14 protein-coding genes are annotated in these 17,122 nt (G+C 74.7%); all 14 read right to left on the bottom strand.

All coding sequences use genetic code 11. The features are described from left to right. Window positions 1-99 precede the first annotated feature (99 nt). The 14 genes from AC4H2G_RS18495 to AC4H2G_RS18430 all read right to left on the bottom strand — a co-directional run bounded on the left by AC4H2G_RS18495 (window position 100) and on the right by AC4H2G_RS18430 (window position 16,848). On the bottom strand, window positions 100-768 hold the full coding sequence (locus tag AC4H2G_RS18495) for a DivIVA domain-containing protein (RefSeq protein WP_494367196.1): 669 nt from the start codon (window positions 766-768) through the stop codon (window positions 100-102). A gap of 195 nt (window positions 769-963) precedes the next feature. After that, on the bottom strand, window positions 964-1,248 hold the full coding sequence (locus AC4H2G_RS18490) for a YggT family protein (protein ID WP_494367247.1): 285 nt from the start codon (window positions 1,246-1,248) through the stop codon (window positions 964-966). 66 nt (window positions 1,249-1,314) lie between these two features. Beyond that, window positions 1,315-1,800, bottom strand: coding sequence for a cell division protein SepF (locus AC4H2G_RS18485; protein ID WP_494367195.1), 486 nt, complete (start codon window positions 1,798-1,800; stop codon window positions 1,315-1,317). A 168-nt stretch (window positions 1,801-1,968) separates the two neighbouring features. Further along, window positions 1,969-2,757 carry a purine nucleoside phosphorylase YfiH/LACC1 family protein gene (locus AC4H2G_RS18480; protein WP_494367194.1) on the bottom strand — a complete coding sequence of 263 codons (789 nt, stop codon included), beginning with the start codon at window positions 2,755-2,757 and terminating at the stop codon, window positions 1,969-1,971. Then, window positions 2,754-4,088, bottom strand: coding sequence for a cell division protein FtsZ (gene ftsZ / locus AC4H2G_RS18475; protein WP_494367193.1), 1,335 nt, complete (start codon window positions 4,086-4,088; stop codon window positions 2,754-2,756). Before ftsZ ends, AC4H2G_RS18480 begins: the two co-directional genes overlap by 4 nt. A 175-nt stretch (window positions 4,089-4,263) precedes the next feature. Continuing rightward, window positions 4,264-4,989 carry a cell division protein FtsQ/DivIB gene (locus AC4H2G_RS18470; protein WP_494367192.1) on the bottom strand — a complete coding sequence of 242 codons (726 nt, stop codon included), beginning with the start codon at window positions 4,987-4,989 and terminating at the stop codon, window positions 4,264-4,266. A gap of 278 nt (window positions 4,990-5,267) precedes the next feature. Further along, a complete protein-coding gene (murC, locus tag AC4H2G_RS18465; protein WP_494367246.1) occupies window positions 5,268-6,647 on the bottom strand; it encodes a UDP-N-acetylmuramate--L-alanine ligase in 1,380 nt (459 codons plus the stop codon). Between the two features lie 74 nt (window positions 6,648-6,721). After that, a complete protein-coding gene (gene murG / locus AC4H2G_RS18460) occupies window positions 6,722-7,858 on the bottom strand; it encodes an undecaprenyldiphospho-muramoylpentapeptide beta-N-acetylglucosaminyltransferase (RefSeq protein WP_494367191.1) in 1,137 nt (378 codons plus the stop codon). A 95-nt stretch (window positions 7,859-7,953) separates the two neighbouring features. Beyond that, a complete protein-coding gene (ftsW, locus tag AC4H2G_RS18455; RefSeq protein WP_494367190.1) occupies window positions 7,954-9,282 on the bottom strand; it encodes a putative lipid II flippase FtsW in 1,329 nt (442 codons plus the stop codon). Between the two features lie 3 nt (window positions 9,283-9,285). Continuing rightward, window positions 9,286-10,731 (bottom strand): UDP-N-acetylmuramoyl-L-alanine--D-glutamate ligase, encoded by a 1,446-nt coding sequence (gene murD, locus AC4H2G_RS18450; protein WP_494367189.1) that lies wholly within the window; start codon window positions 10,729-10,731, stop codon window positions 9,286-9,288. Between the two features lie 2 nt (window positions 10,732-10,733). Next, window positions 10,734-11,816, bottom strand: coding sequence for a phospho-N-acetylmuramoyl-pentapeptide-transferase (gene mraY, locus AC4H2G_RS18445; protein WP_494367188.1), 1,083 nt, complete (start codon window positions 11,814-11,816; stop codon window positions 10,734-10,736). Further along, complete coding sequence (locus tag AC4H2G_RS18440; RefSeq protein WP_494367187.1) at window positions 11,813-13,285, bottom strand: UDP-N-acetylmuramoyl-tripeptide--D-alanyl-D-alanine ligase; 1,473 nt, start codon at window positions 13,283-13,285, stop codon at window positions 11,813-11,815. Before AC4H2G_RS18440 ends, mraY begins: the two co-directional genes overlap by 4 nt. Beyond that, window positions 13,282-15,012: a UDP-N-acetylmuramoyl-L-alanyl-D-glutamate--2,6-diaminopimelate ligase gene (locus tag AC4H2G_RS18435; RefSeq protein WP_494367186.1), complete on the bottom strand. Its 1,731-nt coding sequence runs from the start codon at window positions 15,010-15,012 to the stop codon at window positions 13,282-13,284. The genes AC4H2G_RS18440 and AC4H2G_RS18435 overlap by 4 nt, the downstream gene beginning before the upstream one ends. Before the next feature lie 114 nt (window positions 15,013-15,126). Beyond that, window positions 15,127-16,848, bottom strand: coding sequence for a peptidoglycan D,D-transpeptidase FtsI family protein (locus AC4H2G_RS18430; RefSeq protein WP_494367185.1), 1,722 nt, complete (start codon window positions 16,846-16,848; stop codon window positions 15,127-15,129). Window positions 16,849-17,122 lie beyond the last annotated feature (274 nt).

Raw genomic sequence — 17,122 nt, 5'->3', positions numbered from 1 at the left:
CAGCGGCCGGTACGCACAACACACCACGCCGTCCCCCCGAGAGGGAGGGATCGCAGGTGCGCGTGCGTACCGGCCGCTGCCGGACGGTCGACGCTGGGGCTAGATGCCGGACGCGAGGTCGCTCGCGCGACCGGACCCGCCGACGTTGCTGCGCGGCGGGAGGGCGCTGCCCCGGTTGTCCAGGTCCCCGAGGAGGTTCTGGAGGTAGCTCTTGAGGCGCGTGCGGTAGTCGCGCTCGAAGAGACGGAGCTCGTCGATCTTGCGCTCGAGGAGCGAGCGCTCCTGCTCGAGCTGGGAGAGCGTGCGGTGCGAGGTCTCCTCGGCCTCGCGCACGATGCGCGAGCCCTCCTCCTTCGCCTCGGCGATGAGCCGGTCGCCCTCCTCCTGCCCGGAGCGCACGTAGTCGTCGTGCAGCTTCTGGGCCAGCTGGAGCATCCCGGTCGCCGACTCCGGCTCCGCCGCGTTCTTCGTGACGACGGCCTGCGAGACGGGGGCGGGAGCCGGCTCGGGCTCCGGCGCCGGCTTGGGCGCCTCGACGGGCGCCGGGGCCGCTGCTGCGGAGGACGCGTCGGCCCGGCTCAGCTCGGCGACACGACGCTCGGCGGCGGCGAGCTTGGACTTGAGGTCCTCGTTCTCCTCCTGCACGGAGTTGAGCGTCCTCACCACCTCGTCCAAGAAGTCGTCGACCTCTTCGACGTCGTACCCCTCGCGGAACTTCGTCGCCGCGAACTTCTTGTTCAGGATGTCCTCTGCAGTGAGCAGTGCCATCGGTTCACCTCATCAGCGTTAGCGTCTTGGTCCGGGCGACCTCGCGATCGCCAGGATCCAACGTAGCGGAGTTTGCCGCCCGGAGCCCGGACCACGCCCGCGCTCGCGCGCCGGGCGAACGCCACGAGCAGGGGCGAACCGGACGTACGGCACCGCCCGGGGGCGCTGTGGCGGCCGGATCAGGTGACGTGCGTCTCAGATGCTCTGGACCACCTGGAGCGCGATCGTCACGGCGAGGAACAGCACGACGAAGCCGAGGTCGAGCCGGATCTGCCCGAGCGTCAGCGGCGGGATCAGGCGCCGCAGGAGGCGCAGCGGGGGGTCCGTGGCGGTGTAGATCACCTCGGCGAGCACGAGCACCACCCCCTTGGGCCGCCACTCGCGAGCGAACACCTGCACCCAGTCGAAGATCAGGCGCCCGATGAGCAGGATGAGATAGAGCCACAGGACGAACGCGAGGATGCCGGTGACGAGGTCCAGGATCACGGGGACAACTGTGCCAGACGTCGCGCCGGTTCCGGTCCTCGCGACCCGCGCAGCACCGGCTCAGCTCTGGTTGTAGAAGCCGGCACGCGTGTCGGGCGGCGGGGCCGCCTGCTCCTCGCCGGTGATCTCGACGTGCTCCGGTGAGAGCAGGAAGACCTTGTTCGTCACGCGCTCGATCGCCCCGTGCAGCCCGAAGATGAGGCCGGCGGAGAAGTCGACGAGCCGCTTCGCGTCCGCGTCGTCCATGTCGGACAGGTTCATGATGACCGGCGTCCCGCCCCGGAACGCCTCGCCGATCACGCGCGCGTCGTTGTACGAGCGCGGGTGCACGGTCGTGATCCGGCGCAGCTCGGCGGCCGACATGCTCGTCTGCGGCACCTCCCGCGGGCCGAGCGCGCGGTGCAACGGCGTCACCTGGGCCTGGTAGTCCTGTGGCACGTCCGCCCCCGTCTCGTCGTACTCGTCGACGTACTCGTCCCGCTCGTCCTCGCCGCGATCATCCGCGAGGCCCAGATACAGCATGGTCTTGCGCAGCGCTCCCGCCATGGGCCTTGCTCCGTCCTCAACTCGTACCGTCGGACACCGGCCGCCCGACCGGTGAACCCACGCTAACCGAGCACGTGGTGACGGCCGGGCGCGACACGCCCGGGACGGAGGAACCTCGCACAGGGCTCCGTGGGGCCCGCCCGAGAACGCCGTCGGCCGCTCAGGCGGTCAGGCGGTCACGAGCGCGACGAGCCCGGCGAACCTCCCGGTGGTCGCCCCCGACCGTGTCGCCCGGCGGTGGGAGAACCAGCGGTCGTCCTCCACCGTGCAGACACGGGTGCGCTCGACCGACGCGACCCCGGCGGCCTCGAGGTCGGCCGCGACCCCGGCGGGGAGGTCCAGCGCCGCGGTCCCCCACGACGTGGTGGACCAGGTCGCGGGCCGCGCGACGGCGATCTCGTCGCGCATCGTCGCCGGTACCTCGTAGCACCCCCCGCACACCGCCGGCCCGACGGCGGCCCGCACCCTGGCCGGCTCCGCGCCGGCCGCGGTCATCGCACCGAGCACGGCCGGCACCACGCCCTCCGCGAGGCCGCGCCGTCCCGCGTGCGCCGTCGCGACGACACCGGCCTCGGCGTCGGCGAGCAGGACGGGCACGCAGTCGGCGACCAGCACCCCGAGCCCGAAGTCGGCCGTGCCCGTCGCGACGAGCGCGTCCGCTTCGCCGACGGAGTCCACCGAGCCGGCGGCGTCGTCCGGCCCGCCCTCGGCGGGGTCCCGGTCGAGCACCACGACGCCGGTCCCGTGCACCTGCGTCGAGAACCGCGCCGACCGGCCCAGCCACGTCGAGGCCCGTCGCCGGTTCGCGCGCACCCGCGCCGCGTCGTCGTGCACACCCAGACCGAGGTTCAGGCTGTCCCAGGGGGACGGGGACACCCCGCCCGCCCGGGTCGTGAAGCCCGCCCGGACCCCGGGCCCGAGGTCGACCTCGAGCACGGGGAGCCGGTCGGCCGTCACTTGAGGAAGTCGGGCACGTCGAGCTCTTCCACCTTGCGACGCGCGGGCTCCTCGTCGTAGATGCGCGGAGGCACCTCGACGGACGGGTTCTGACGTCCCGCCGCGGGGTCGGCGTTGTGGTTCCCGGCCTGCTCGGACCCGACGACGGTGAACGTCGGGGCGGGCTGCACCGGCACCGGACCGCTCCCGCCGTCGAAGGTCACGGGCACGTCGTCGCCCTCGGTCGCGATGGGGACCACGGGGCGCGGGAGGGTGTGCGCTCCGGTCGTGGGCGCCGGCGGCACCTGGCGCGCGCCGGGGACGGCCGGGATCGCGCTCGTCGCCGGACGCGGGGTGGAGCCCGCGACCTGGCCCAGCCCGCGACCGTCGCCGCGGACCTGGGGCGCACCGCCGTCGAACCCGGCCGCGATGACCGTGACCCGGACCTCGTCCCCGAGCGCGTCGTCGATCACGGCGCCGAAGATGATGTTCGCCTCCGTGTGCGCGGCCTCGTGGACGAGGCGCGCGGCCTCGTTGATCTCGAAGAGACCGAGGTCGGAGCCGCCCTGGATGGACAGGAGGACGCCGTGCGCACCGTCGATGCTCGCCTCCAGCAGGGGCGAGGAGATCGCGAGCTCGGCCGCCTGGACGGCGCGGTCCTCGCCGCGCGCCGAGCCGATGCCCATGAGCGCGCTGCCCGCGCCCTGCATCACGGACTTGACGTCGGCGAAGTCGAGGTTGATGAGGCCCGGCGTCGTGATGAGGTCCGTGATGCCCTGGACGCCCGAGAGCAGCACCTGGTCGGCCTGGTGGAAGGCCTGGAGGGCGCTGACGTTGCGGTCGGACATCGACAGCAGCCGGTCGTTCGGGATGACGATGAGGGTGTCGACCTCGTTGCGGAGGTTCTCGATGCCCTGGTCCGCCTGCACCGAACGACGACGCCCCTCGAACGTGAAGGGACGCGTGACGACGCCCACGGTGAGCGCCCCGAGCGAGCGCGCGATGCGGGCGACGACGGGCGCGCCACCTGTACCGGTTCCACCCCCCTCGCCCGCCGTGACGAAGACCATGTCGGCGCCGCGCAGGACGTCCTCGATCTCCTCGGCGTGGTCCTCGGCGGCCTTCTTGCCGACCTCGGGGTCGGCGCCCGCGCCGAGCCCGCGTGTGAGCTCACGGCCGACGTCGAGCTTGACGTCGGCGTCCGACATCAGCAGGGCCTGCGCGTCGGTGTTGATGGCGATGAACTCGACGCCCTTGAGGCCGACCTCGATCATCCGGTTGACGGCGTTCACGCCACCGCCGCCGATGCCGACCACCTTGATCACTGCCAGGTAGTTCTGCGGAGTTGCCACGTCGATGCCTCTCGATCTGTCAGCCCTGAACCTTCACCCTCAACTAGAGGGTTAGAGTTATGTCAGGTGGTGCCATGTGTCGACGGTAGGGGCCGACAATCCCTTCATCAACGACCCGCCTGCGCGTGTCGGGGATCCTCGTGCGTCCTGAGCCGCCGGACGGTGGCCGAAGGCCTCATCGTGTCACCGGCAGCGTCGGCGCCGAGACGTCGTAGACGGTCACGCCCGCGTTCTCCGGCACGGCCCGCAGCGTCTGCAGCACGCGCACCTTGAGCGCCGCGTCCTCCGAGCCGCCCCACTCGACGGTCACGCCGTCGCGCAACCTCATCACGACGGCGTCGCGCGTCGTCGCCGAGACCTCGGCCACCTGCGCGTGCAGCTCGGGCGGCAGCGCGTTGACGAGCACGAGCGCCGACTCCAGCGCGCGCCGGCCCGCGTCGTCGAGCGGGACGTCGACCTCGGGCAGCCCGGCCGGGACCGCCGCCTCCGTACGCACCCGGACGCCGTCGGCGTCGAGCAGCGCGTAGCCCTCGTCGACCGGGACGGCCACGACCGGCTCGCGGGACTCGAGCCGGACGTCGAGCCCGGTGGGCCATGTCCGCCGGATCTCGACGTCCCGGACCCCGTTGAGCGCGAGCATGCGCTCGCGCAGCGCGACCGTGTCGAGCCGCGGCAGCGGGACGCCCTGCTCCTCGGCCACGACCCCGGAGACCTGCGCAGGGTCGATCACCGTGCCCTCGCCGCTGATCGTCACGTCCTGGGGGTCGAGCCCGAGCACCGGGGAGAAGAACGCGACCCACCCGAGGCCGGCCGCCGTCACGATCCCGACCGTCCACCACAGCAGGTTCCGCAGGATGCGGTGACGCCGCATCGCGTCGCGCTCCGCCAGCCGTTGCGCCATGCCGTGCGAGACCACTCCCACGGGCGCCGTCGCGGGTCCGCGCCCGCGGTCCGCCCCGGCCTGCGAGCCGGAGCCGGTCGACGCACCGCGCGGGGACCGCGTCGCGGCGGACGCGCGGACAAGCTCCGACCCGGGTCGCGGCACGGGCGCGGTCGGGACGTCGCGCGTCCGCGGGACGGCGCGTGCGGCCGGTCGGACCGGTGTCTCGCGCGACGGGTCGGCGGCGCGCGGCCGGTCCGGCCGCGGCGCGGCCGGTCGAGGGCGAGGGGGCGGGCGCATCAGCCGCCGGTCCCCGCGTCCCGCGCGGCGAGACGCTCGAGGACGACGGCGCCGAGCTCGGTCACGTCGCCCGCGCCGACCGTGAGGAGGAGGTCGCCGGGGCGTGCGACGTCGGCGACGCGACGGGCAGCCTCGACCCGGTCCTCGACCGCGGTCGCCACCCCTGGGCGAACGAGGTCGACGATCGTGCTCGCGTCGACGGCCGGGTCGGGGTCCTCGCGCGCCGCGTAGACCCCGGTCACGACGACGACGTCCGCCGCACCGAGCGCGTCCGCGAACTCCCGCGCGAAGGCTCGTGTCCGGGAGTAGAGGTGCGGCTGGAAGAGCACGACGACGCGGCCGTCACCCGCCACGGGACGCGCCGCGGCGAGCATGGCCGCGATCTCCGTCGGGTGGTGCGAGTAGTCGTCGACGACACGGACCCCGCCTGCCTCGCCGCGCGCCTCGAACCGTCGCCCGGTGCCGAGGAAGTCGTGCGCCGACGACGCCGCGACGGCCGGGTCGACGCCGAGGAGGACCGCGGTCGCGACGGCAGCGGTCGCGTTGAGCGCGTTGTGGTGACCGGGGACGCGCAGGGAGAGGTCGAGGCCGTCGACCGCCCGTCCCGCGACGCTCCCGTCGAGCGTCGCGCGCACTCCCCCGCGGGCGCCCTCCGCGGCGACCGGACGCACGTCGCGCAGGCGCAGGTCGGCGTCCGGGCTCGCGCCGTAGGTGACGACCGTGCCCCCGCCCGCGGCGTGCGCGCGGGCGAGCGCGAGGGAGCCCGCGTCGTCGGCGCACGCCACGAGCGTCCCGCCGGGCAGGATCCGGGCCGCGAACTCGACGAACGCCTGCTCGAAGGCCGCGCGCGAGCCGTAGTGGTCCAGGTGGTCGGGCTCGACGTTCGTCACGACGGCCACCTGGGGCGCGTAGTTGAGGAAGGACCCGTCCGACTCGTCCGCCTCCGCCACGAGGACGTCGCCGGCGCCGAGGTGCCCGCCCGGGACGGGCCCGTCCGCGGTGAGCACCGTCCCGCCGATCGCGAACGAGGGGTCGACGCCCGCGCCGCGCAGCACCGTGGCGATCATCGCCGAGGTCGTCGTCTTCCCGTGGGCGCCGGCGACCGCGACCGCACGGCCCTGCGTCATGAGCGCGGCGAGGGCCTGCGACCGGTGCAGCACGCGCAGGCCGGCGGCGCGGGCCGCGGCGAGCTCGGGGTTGCTCTCGCGCACCGCGCTCGACACCACGACGGTGTCGGCTCCCGCGACGTGCGCGGCGTCGTGCCCTGACCACACGCGCAGCCCGTCGGCGCGGAGCCCGGCGAGCGCCTCGCCCTCGCGCGCGTCGGAGCCCTGCACGGGCACGCCGTGCGCCGCGAGCAACCGGGCGACCACCGACATCCCGGCGCCGCCGACCCCGACGAGGTGGACGGTGCCCAGGTCCTCCAGGCGCACGACGTCCTGGGCTGCGCCGTTCACGGCCGCGCCCCGTCGGCCACGGCCTCGGCGACGAGGTCCGCGACGCGCGCAGCGCCGTCGCGCACGCCGGCACCCGCTGCGGCGCGTGCCATCGCCGCGAGGCGGACGGGGTCGCCGAGGAGCCCCGGCACGTTGCGGGCGACCCACGCGGCGTCCAGGGCGTCGTCGTCGACGAGCAGGCCGCCCCCGGCCTCGACCACGGGCGCGGCGTTGAGCCGCTGCTCGCCGTTGCCGATCGGGAGCGGGACGTACACGGCCGGGACGCCGAGCGCGACGAGCTCGCCCACGGTGCCCGCACCAGCCCGGCAGACCACGAGGTCCGCCACCGCGAGCGCGAGCTGCATCTCGGCGAGGTACTCGCGCACGTCGTAGCGCGCGCCGCCGACGGCCACGCCCGCGACGGCGTCCCGCACGGGCCCGTCCTTACCCCTGCCCGTGAGGTGCAGCACCTGGGCGCCGGCGCCGAGCAGCTCGCCCGCCGCGCCCGAGACCGCCTCGTTGAGGCTCCGCGCGCCGAGCGAGCCGCCCGTGACCACGAGCGTGGGCGCCGTCGGGTCGAGCCCGAGGCTCGCGGCGGCGCGCGCCCGGACGCCGGCGGGGTCCGTCGCGCGCGCGGCGACAAGGTCCGCGATCTCGCGGCGCAGCGGCAGGCCCGTGACGACCGCGCCCTTGAGCGGAGTGCCCTCGAACGTCACCCCGACCCGCGCCGCCCAGCGCGCACCGGCCCGGTTCGCGAGGCCCGGGCGCGCGTTCTGCTCGTGGACGACGATCGGCACGCCACGGCGGTGCGCCGCGACGTAGGCGGGCGTCGAGACGTAGCCGCCGAAGCCCACGACGACGCGGGCGCCGGTCTCGTCGATCGCCGCACCGGCGGCGTCGACGGCCGCCTTGAACCGCCCGGGCAGGTTGATCCACTCGGTGCTCGGCCGGCGCGGGAGCGGGACGCGCGGCACGTGCCGCAGCGGGTAGCCGCGCGCGGGCACGAGATCGTCCTCGAGGCCGCCGGCGACCCCCAGCGCCGTCACCACGAGGCCGGGCTCGCGCGCCCTCAGCTCGTCCGCCACCGCGAGCAGCGGGTTGACGTGCCCCGCCGTCCCGCCGCCCGCGAGCACCACAGATCCGATCGTCGTCACGTACTTCGTCGTCCTTCCCTGCGCGGCGGGTGCCGCGTCGTCCGTTGGTCTGGGGGTGTGCTCCTGCCCGGTGGCCCGAGGCGGGAGCCCTGCGCTCAGGTGGTCCGGCGGCGAGGCCGGGCGGCCCGGCCGACGACCGCGAGGGAGCGGCGGACGACGCTCTCCCGCGCGGCGAGCGCCTCCGTCGCGCCGGGCTCGGTGCGTGCGAACGAGATGACGACGCCCAGCGCCGCCATCGTCATGATGAGCGCCGTCCCGCCCGCCGACACGAGCGGCAGCGGGACGCCGATCACGGGCAGCAGCCCGATGACCACACCGATGTTGATGAACGCCTGGCCCACGATCCAGCACGCGATCGCGGCGGTCGTGATCTTGACGAACGGGTCGGGGTGACGCCGCACGATCCGGCTCATCGCCAGACCGAGCACCACGAAGAGGCCGAGCACGAGCAGCGTCCCGAGCAGCCCGAGCTCCTCCCCGATCACGGCGAAGATGTAGTCGTTGTGCGCCTCCGGGAGATAGTTCCACTTCTCCCGGCTCGCGCCCAGCCCGACGCCCGTCAGGCCGCCGGTGCCGAGCGCCCAGAGCCCGTGCGTCGGCTGGTAGCACTCCCCCAGCGTGTCCTCGCACTCACCGTAGGTCGCCATGATGCGACCGAGCCGGTCGCCACCGTCCTGCTGCAGGATGAACGCGTACCCGACGACGAACGCGGCGGCCGCGGCGCCCAGCCCCAGCAGGCGCGTGCTCGCGCCGGAGACGAAGAACGCGCCCGCGACGAGGAGCATGATGACGAGCGCGGTCCCCAGGTCGTGGCCGCCGAGCACGAGCCCCACGACGACGAGCGCCCCGGGCACCGCCGGCACGATGACGTGGCGCCACCGGCCGAGCAGGTGCTGCTTGCGGCCGAGGACCACCCCGAGCCACAGGGCCAGCGCGAGCTTGGCGATCTCCGAGGGCTGGAACGAGAACGCGCCGAGCTCGATCCAGCCGGTGTTCCCACCCCGGCTCGACCCGACGAACAGCACGGCGACGAGCAGCCCGAGGGCGACGACGAGCGCCGGCCACGCGAGCGCCTTGTACCAGCGCACGGGCAGGCGCGCGGCGACGAGCAGCACCGGGAGGCCGATGAGGACGAACTGGCCCTGGCTGAGCAGCGCCGTGAACGGCGACCGGTTCTCGGCGATCTCCGTGACGGCCGAGCTCGAGAAGACCATGACGAGCCCGATGATCGTCAGGAGGGTGGTCGCGCCCACCAGCAGGTAGTAGCTCGTCACGGTGCTGTTCCACTGGCCGAGCCACTGCCGCTCTGCGGGCGGGGCCGTCCGTGCGGGGCGGGCGGCCGCGCGTGGCGCGGTCCCCGAGGAGCGCCGTGGCGCCTTCCCCGTGCGCGACGTCGAGGTGCGGCAGCTCGCGGTCTGCGTCATCGGCTACCCGTGCTCGGGCACGAGGGCGCGGGCGGCCGCGGCGAACGCGTCGCCGCGTGCCGCGTACGACCGGAACTGGTCCATCGACGCCCCCGCCGGCGCGAGCAGCACCGTGTCGCCGGGGACGGCGAGACGGCGGGCGGAGTCGACGGCGCGGGTCATCACCGTCCCAGTGTCGCCAGGATCCACGCGCACGACGGGGATATCCGTCGCGTGTCGGGCGAGGGCCGACGAGAACGGGTCCGCGTCGACGCCGATGAGCACCACGGCACGCAGCCGGTCCGCACGGGACGCGACGAGGTCGTCGAACGACGCGCCCTTCGCGAGGCCCCCCGCGACCCAGACGACGGTCCCGGCGGCGAAGGCCGCGAGGGACGCGGAGGCGGCGTGCGCGTTGGTGGCCTTCGAGTCGTCGACGTACGCGACGCCGTCGACGGTCGCGACCTGCTGGATCCGGTGCGCGCCGGTACGGAAGGCGCGCAGCCCGTCGCGCACCGCCGCGGCCGGCACGCCGTGGGCGCGCGCGAGCGCGGCGGCGGCCAGGGCGTTCGCGACGACGTGCGCCGGCACCTGCCCGTCCGCGCCGGCGAGGTGCGCGAGGTCGTCGAGGGTCGCGAGCTCGGCCGCGTACGTGTGGCGGTCGCGCGCGTCGGCGGGTGCGTGGAAGGCCCGGTCGACGAGCACCCCCTCGACCACGCCGACCTGTCCGCGCGCGGGCGCGCCGAGCGTGAACCCCACCGCGCGGGCGCCCTCGACGACGTCCGCGTCGACGACGAGCGCCTCGGTCCGCGCGTCGGCCGCGTTGTAGACGCACGCGACCTGGGCGTCCTCGAAGACCCGTCCCTTGTCGGCCGCGTAGGCGTCGAGCCCGCCGTGCCAGTCGAGATGGTCGGGCGCGACGTTGAGGACCGCGCCCGCCTCGGGCGACGTCGTGTGCGTGTAGTGGAGCTGAAAGCTCGAGAGCTCGACGGCCAGGACCTCGAGCGCGGGGTCGAGCGCCGCCTCGACGACGGGCGTCCCGACGTTCCCGACCGCCGCGGCGCGCAGCCCCGCGGTGCGCAGGATCGTCTCGAGCATCTCGACGGTCGTGGTCTTGCCGTTGGTGCCCGTGACGGCGAGCCAGGGCGCGGGGCCTCCCGAAGGACCGTCCACGCGCAGGCGCCACGCGAGCTCGACCTCGCTCCACACGGGCACGTCCCGTGCCGCGGCCGCGACGAGGAACGGGTGGCTGGGCGCCCAGCCGGGCGAGGCGACGACGAGGTCGGTCGCGGCGAGGTCCACGGCGTCGGGCGTGCGCGCGTCGGCGTCGTCGGCGCGGTCGTCGAGCGTGACCACCGCGGCCGCTCGGGGACGCAGCGCGGCAGCCGCCGCACGCCCGGACACGCCGAGCCCGGCGACCACGACCCGGGCGTCGGCGAGCGGCACGGCGAGGTCGTGGCGGTCGCGCACCACTAGCCGACCACCCACTCGGCGTAGAAGATGCCCATGCCGAGCGCGGCGAACAGGCCCGCGATGAGCCAGAACCGGATGACGATCGTGACCTCGCCCCACCCGGACAGCTCGAAGTGGTGGTGCAGCGGCGCCATCTTGAACACGCGCCGCCGGGTCATCTTGAAGAAGCCGATCTGGATGATGTCCGACATGACGATGATGACGAACAGCCCGCCGATGATCGCGGCGAGGATCTCCGTGCGCGAGAGGATCGAGAGGCCGGCGAGCGCGCCGCCCAGCGCGAGCGAGCCTGTGTCGCCCATGAAGATCTTGGCCGGGCTCGCGTTCCACCACAGGAAGCCGAAGCAGGCCCCCATGATGGCCGCGGCCACGATCGCCAGGTCCTGCGGGTCGCGCACCTCGTAGCAGCGCGGCCCCGCCGAGACGATCCGCTGGCACGTCTGGTTGAGCTGCCAGATGCTCACGAGGATGTAGGCGCCGAACACGATGAGCGACACGCCCGTCGCGAGCCCGTCCAGGCCGTCCGTGAGGTTCACGGCGTTCGACCACGCCGTGATGAGGAAGTTGGCCCAGATGACGAAGAGGATCAGCCCGACCGTCACGCCCGCGAACGCCAGGTCGAGGTTCGTGTCGCGCAGGAACGAGATGCGCGTCGACGCGGGCGTCCGGCCGTTCTCGTTGGGGAACTGCAGGGCGAGCACGGCGAACGTGATGCCGACCGCTCCCTGCCCCACGATCTTCGCGCGCGCCGTCAGGCCGAGGCTGCGCTGCTTCTTGATCTTCGTGAAGTCGTCGAGGAACCCGACGAGCCCCAGACCGGTCATGAGGAACAGCACGAGCAGCGCCGAGACGCTCGGGAAGCGCCCCGACACCACGTAGGACATCGCCCAGCCGAGCAGCGTCGCGCCGATGATGACGACGCCGCCCATCGTCGGCGTGCCGCGCTTCGTGAAGTGCGCGGTCGGGCCGTCCTGGCGGACGAACTGCCCGTAGTTGCGGTGCACGAGGAAGCGGATGAACAGCGGTGTCCCGAACAGCGCGACGAGCAGAGAGACGCCCGCCGCGACGAGGACCGCGATCATGCGGCGCCCCCCCGCGCCTCGCCGGACGCGCCGGCAGGGTCGGACGGGTCGGACGGGTCGGACGCGCCCGCCGCGGCGAGCTCGTCGCCGAGGCGCCACAGGCCGGACCCGTTGGAGGCCTTCACGAGCACGACGTCCCCTTCCCGCAGCTCCTCGCGCAGCAGCGCGGCGGCCGCCGCGACGTCGGGCACGAAGCGCGTCTCGTCGCCCCAGGAACCCTCCTGGGTCGCGCCGTCGTGGATGCCGCCGGCACCCTCGCCGACCACGACGAGCAGCTTGATGTTCAATCGCACCACGAGCCGGCCGATGTCGTCGTGCGCGACGCGCGAGTCGTCGCCGAGCTCGAGCATCTCGCCGAGCACCGCGACCGACCGCCGGTCCCGCCCCGCGACGACCGCGAGGGCCTTGAGCGCGGCGCGCATCGAGTCGGGGTTCGCGTTGTACGAGTCGTCGATGACCGTCACGCCGTCCGCGCGGTCGGTCACCTGCATCCGGTGCGGGCTCAGGGCGCGCGCGTCCGACAGCCGGGCCGCGACGTCCGGCAGCGCGACCCCGAGGCGCAGCGCCGCGGTGGCGGCGGCGAGCGCGTTCGTCACGTGGTGCTCGCCGACGAGGCCCAGCGTCACGGCGGCCTCCGCGGCGCCGACGTCGCCGCTCGCGCGGGTGCGCAGGGTGAAGGCGGCACGTCCGGTGCGGTCGATGCGCAGGTTCTCGGCACGCACGTCCGCCGACGGGATCGTCCCGAACGTCAGGACCTCGCCGGGCGCCACGCCCGCCATCGCGGCGACGCGCAGGTCGTCGGCGTTGAGCACCGCGGTCCCGCCCGGGGCGAGGCCCGTGACGATCTCCGACTTCGCGCGCGCGACGGCCTCGATCCCGCCGAACTCGCCGAGGTGCGCGCTGCCGACCGTGAGGACGACCGAGACGTCCGGCGGCGCGATGCGCGTGAGGTAGGTGAGGTGCCCGACGCCGCTCGCGCCCATCTCGAGGACGAGGAAGCGCGTCGACGCGTCCGCCTCGAGCACGGTCAGGGGCAGCCCGATCTCGTTGTTGAACGACCCCTGCGGGACGACGGTCGGCCCCTCCGCCCGCAGGAGCTGACCCAGCAGGTCCTTGGTCGTCGTCTTGCCGACCGAGCCCGTCACGCCGACGACCCGCAGGTCGCCGCGCTCTCGCAGCGTCGCGAGCACGTGCCGGGCGAGCTCGCCGAGCGCAGCCTGCACGTCATCGACGACGACGCAGGGCTCGTCCAGCTCGCGCGCGGCGAGGACGAGTGCCGCGCCGTCCGCGACGGCGCGCGGTGCGAAGTCGTGCCCGTCGACGTGCTCGCCGGGCAGCGCGACGAACAGCGCGCCCGGCTCGACCTTCCGGGAGTCGACGACGACGGGGCCCGCCACCCGCACGTCGGGGTCGGCGGACAGGCGTCCACCGGTCGCTGCGGCCACCTCGGCCGCAGTGAGCTCGATCATGCGTGGTGCTCCTTCGGGTCGTGCGTCGTCGCGTGAGGTTCGGTGGCCGGCCCGGAGGGGGTACCGGTCGGCGGACCGGGCAGGTGTGGGCGGGACGGGTCCGGTGGCACCGCCTCCCGCTGCGCGAGCGCCGCGCGCGCCTCGACGCGGTCGTCGAGCGGGTGGTCGACGCCGGCGATCTCCTGCCACACCTCGTGGCCACGGCCCGCGACGAGGACGGTGTCCTGCGGACCGGCGGCGGCGACCGCCTCACGGATCGCGCGCGCCCGCGGCGCGACCTCGCGCACGACGACGTCGCGCGGCTCCGGCGCGGCCCGCAGTGCGTCGCGTGCGGCCAGGGCTCCGGGGAGGACCTCGCCACGGATCGCGGCGGGGTCCTCGCCGTGCGGGTCGTCGTCGGTCACGACGACCACGTCGGCGCCGTCGACGGCGACCGTCCCCATGGTCGGCCGCTTGCCGCGGTCGCGGTCGCCCGTCGCGCCGAACACGACGACGAGGCGGCCGGGCGTCGTGGGGCGCAACGCGTCGAGCGCGAGCGCGAGCGCGTCGGGGTTGTGCGCGAAGTCGACGACCACGCGGGGCTCGTGCGGCGCCGTCGAGACGAGCTCCATGCGCCCCGGCACGGCGGGAGCCAGGCCGCCCGCGGCGGCGAGGGCCTCCTCGACATCGCGCGCGTCCGTGCCGGCCTCGAGGACCATCGCGAGCGCCAGCGCGGCGTTCGCCACGTTGAAACCGCCCGGGAGGCCGGTCGACGTCCGGACGGCCCGCCCGTCGCGGTGCCGCAGCGTGAACGACGTGCCGCCGGCTGCGACCGCGTCGACGTCGGAGACGGTCCAGTCGACCGGCGCGCCGGCCGGTCCGGCGTCGGGACCCGGACCGGCGACGCGCAGCGTCGCGACGGGCACCCGCGCGGCGTCGACCATCCGCTCGCCCCACGCGTCGTCCACGACCACGACGCCGCGCCGCGCGTGCTCCGGCGTGAAGAGCAGCGACTTGGCCTCGAAGTACTCCTGGAGGTCGCCGTGGAAGTCGAGGTGGTCCTGGCTGAGGTTCGTGAACCCGACCACGTCGAACACGAGGCCGTCGACGCGGTGCAGCGCGAGCGCGTGCGACGAGACCTCCATCGCGAGCGTGCTCACCTCGTCCTCGCGCATCGCCGCGAGGAGCGCCTGGAGGTCCGCGGCCTCGGGCGTCGTCAGGCGGCTCGGCAGGACCCGGTCGCCCGAGCGCATCTCGACCGTGCCGATGAGCCCGCCCTTCCAGCCGAGCGCGCGCAGCGCGTGGTCCAGGAGGTACGTCGTCGTCGTCTTGCCGTTGGTCCCCGTGACGCCGAACGTCGTGAGCCGCTCCGCGGGGTTGCCGTACACCCAGGCGGCGAGCGGGCCGAGCATCGATCGTGGGTCCTCGGCGACGAGGACGGGGACGCCGGTCGCGGCGTCGGCGAGGAGGAGGGCGCCCTGCTCGTCCGTGAGGACCGCGCGCGCACCACGCTCGACGGCGGCGGCGGCGAACCCGGCACCGTGGGCACGGGCACCCGGGAGCGCGACGAAGAGGTCGCCGTCGGCGACGGCCCGGTCGTCCGAGGCGACCGACCAGATCTCGACCGCCGCGGCGTCGTCGGCACCCCTCGCGCCGCCGCGGACCGCGAGCCCGAACCGGACGGCCGCGTCCCCGACGGTGCGGTGCGCGGACGCGGCGGGACGAATGCGGTCGATCGGGGATGTCACGTGTAGAACCTACCGTGCCGGGGTGCGACTCCTGGCCCTGCGGAGGCGCCCGCTCCCCGCTTCACGGGACCTTCACGGCGGGACGGACGACGTCCGTGACCTTCGCCACGACGCTCACCACGTGGTCGGCAGCGGCACGTACGGCTCGGTGCTCGGCCCGACCCCCTGGTGCTCGAGCGTGAAGCCCATGATCTGCGAGAACACCGGCGCAGCGACCACGCCACCGTAGATCGACGTGCGCGGGTTCTTGAGGAACACCGCGACCGTGTACCGGGGGTCGTCGGCCGGCGCCACACCGATGAAGGACGCCATGATCCCGGACAGCTGCCCGTCGGCGCCGGCGGCCTCGGCCGTCCCCGTCTTGCCCGCGACGCGGTAGCCGGGCACCGCGGCGGCGGACCCCGTGCCGTCCTCCACCACGGTCTCCATCATCTGCAGGACGGTGTCGGCGGTCTCCTGCGAGACCACGCGCGCGGGCGGCGCCGTCTCGGCGGGCGTGAAGGTCCCGTCCGCCGACGTCGTGCCCGCCACGACGCGGGGCGTCCCCCGCAGCCCGCCGTTCGCGACCGTGGAGAACACGCTCGTCGCCTGGACGGCGTTGACCGAGACGCTCTGCCCGAACAGCACGGCGTACGCCGTGCGCGGGTCCCACGCGTCGGCCGGGTGCAGGATGCCCGCGGACTCGCCAGGAAGGCCGAGGCCGGTGTACTGGCCGAAGCCGAACTCGTGCAGGTAGTCGTAGCGCACCTGCTGGGGGATGCGCTCCCCGACCTGGACGGTGCCGGTGTTCGACGACTCCGCGAGGACCCCGGCGAGCGTGAGTCGCTGGACCGGGTGGTCGTGCGAGTCCTTGAACGTCTGGCCGTCGGGGGTCGTGTAGCGGTCGGGCACCTCGAACTGGGTCCCCGCGTCGGCGTACCCGCCCTCGAGCGCCGCGGCCATCGTGACGACCTTGCCGGTCGAGCCGGGGTCGAAGATGTTCGACACGGCGCGGCTCGGGCGCGCCACGGCGTCGGTCGTGCGGTCGTTGGGGTTGACCGTCCCGGACTCGGCCAGCGCGAGGAGCTCGCTCGTGCGGACGTCCTGCACGACCGCGATGCCGAAGTCGGCGCCCGACTCGCGCACGGCGCGGTCCACCGCGTCCTGCGCCTTCCACTGCACGTCGTGCTCGATCGTCAGGCGCAGGTTCTCGCCCGGCACCGCCGGCTCCGTCTCGCACTGGCCGGTCGGGATGAGCTGTCCGCCGAGACCGGCCTCGCACTCCCGGGACCCCGGGGTCCCGGCGAGGAGGTCGTCGTACGCGGCCTCGACCCCGCCCTGGCCGACCTGCTCGGCGTCCACGAACCCGACGAGGTTCCCGGCGACCGTCCCCGCCGGGTAGGACCGTTCGCTCGTCGCGTCCGCGCGGATGAAGGCCGACAGTCGGAGCTCGGCGATCTCGCGCTGCACCTCCGGCGTGACCTCCTTCGCGAGGACGACGTAGCCCTCGCCGTTGAGGCGGGCCGCGAGCTCGGGCGCGGACTCGCCGAGGGCGGGGGCGAGCAGCTTCGCGATCCCGACGGCGCCGCCCTCGGTGAGTGCCGTGCCGTCCGCGAGCTTTCGGCTGCCCGGGGTGAACGACTGGATCGCGGTGCGGTCCGCGCCGATCGTGTACCGGTCGACCGACGTCGCGAGCACGACGCCGTCCGCGTCGGTGACGTCGCCGCGGTGCGCGATCATCGTCGAGCTGCGCAGCCGGTCGTCGCGCGCGGCGGCCGCGAGCGCCGGCCCCTGGATCACCTGCACGTTGACGAGCTGGCCGACGAACAGCAGCACGACGAGCGTCGCGACCCCCATGAGCCAGCGCTGGCGGTTCTCGGGGCGACCGGGCTCGCGGGGCGGACGGGTCGGGCGGACCGGACGACGAGGACCCGACCCGCTCGACCGCGGAGCGCGGGGCGCCACGGACGCCGCCCGCGCCGTCGTCGCCCGCTGCGTGGCCGACCGCGGCGTGGCCGGCGTCGCGGCGGACGGCCGACCGCTGGCCGAGCGACCGGTGGCCGGTGTCGCCGTGCCGGCCGACCGAGCCGTGGCCGAGCGCGGGGCGGTCGACCGGGCTGTCGTCGAGCGG

The organism is Cellulosimicrobium sp. BMG9.23 (assembly GCF_059159985.1).
Note: the sequence above shows the minus strand (reverse complement) of the source record. Positions and strands in the feature narration are given on the sequence as shown.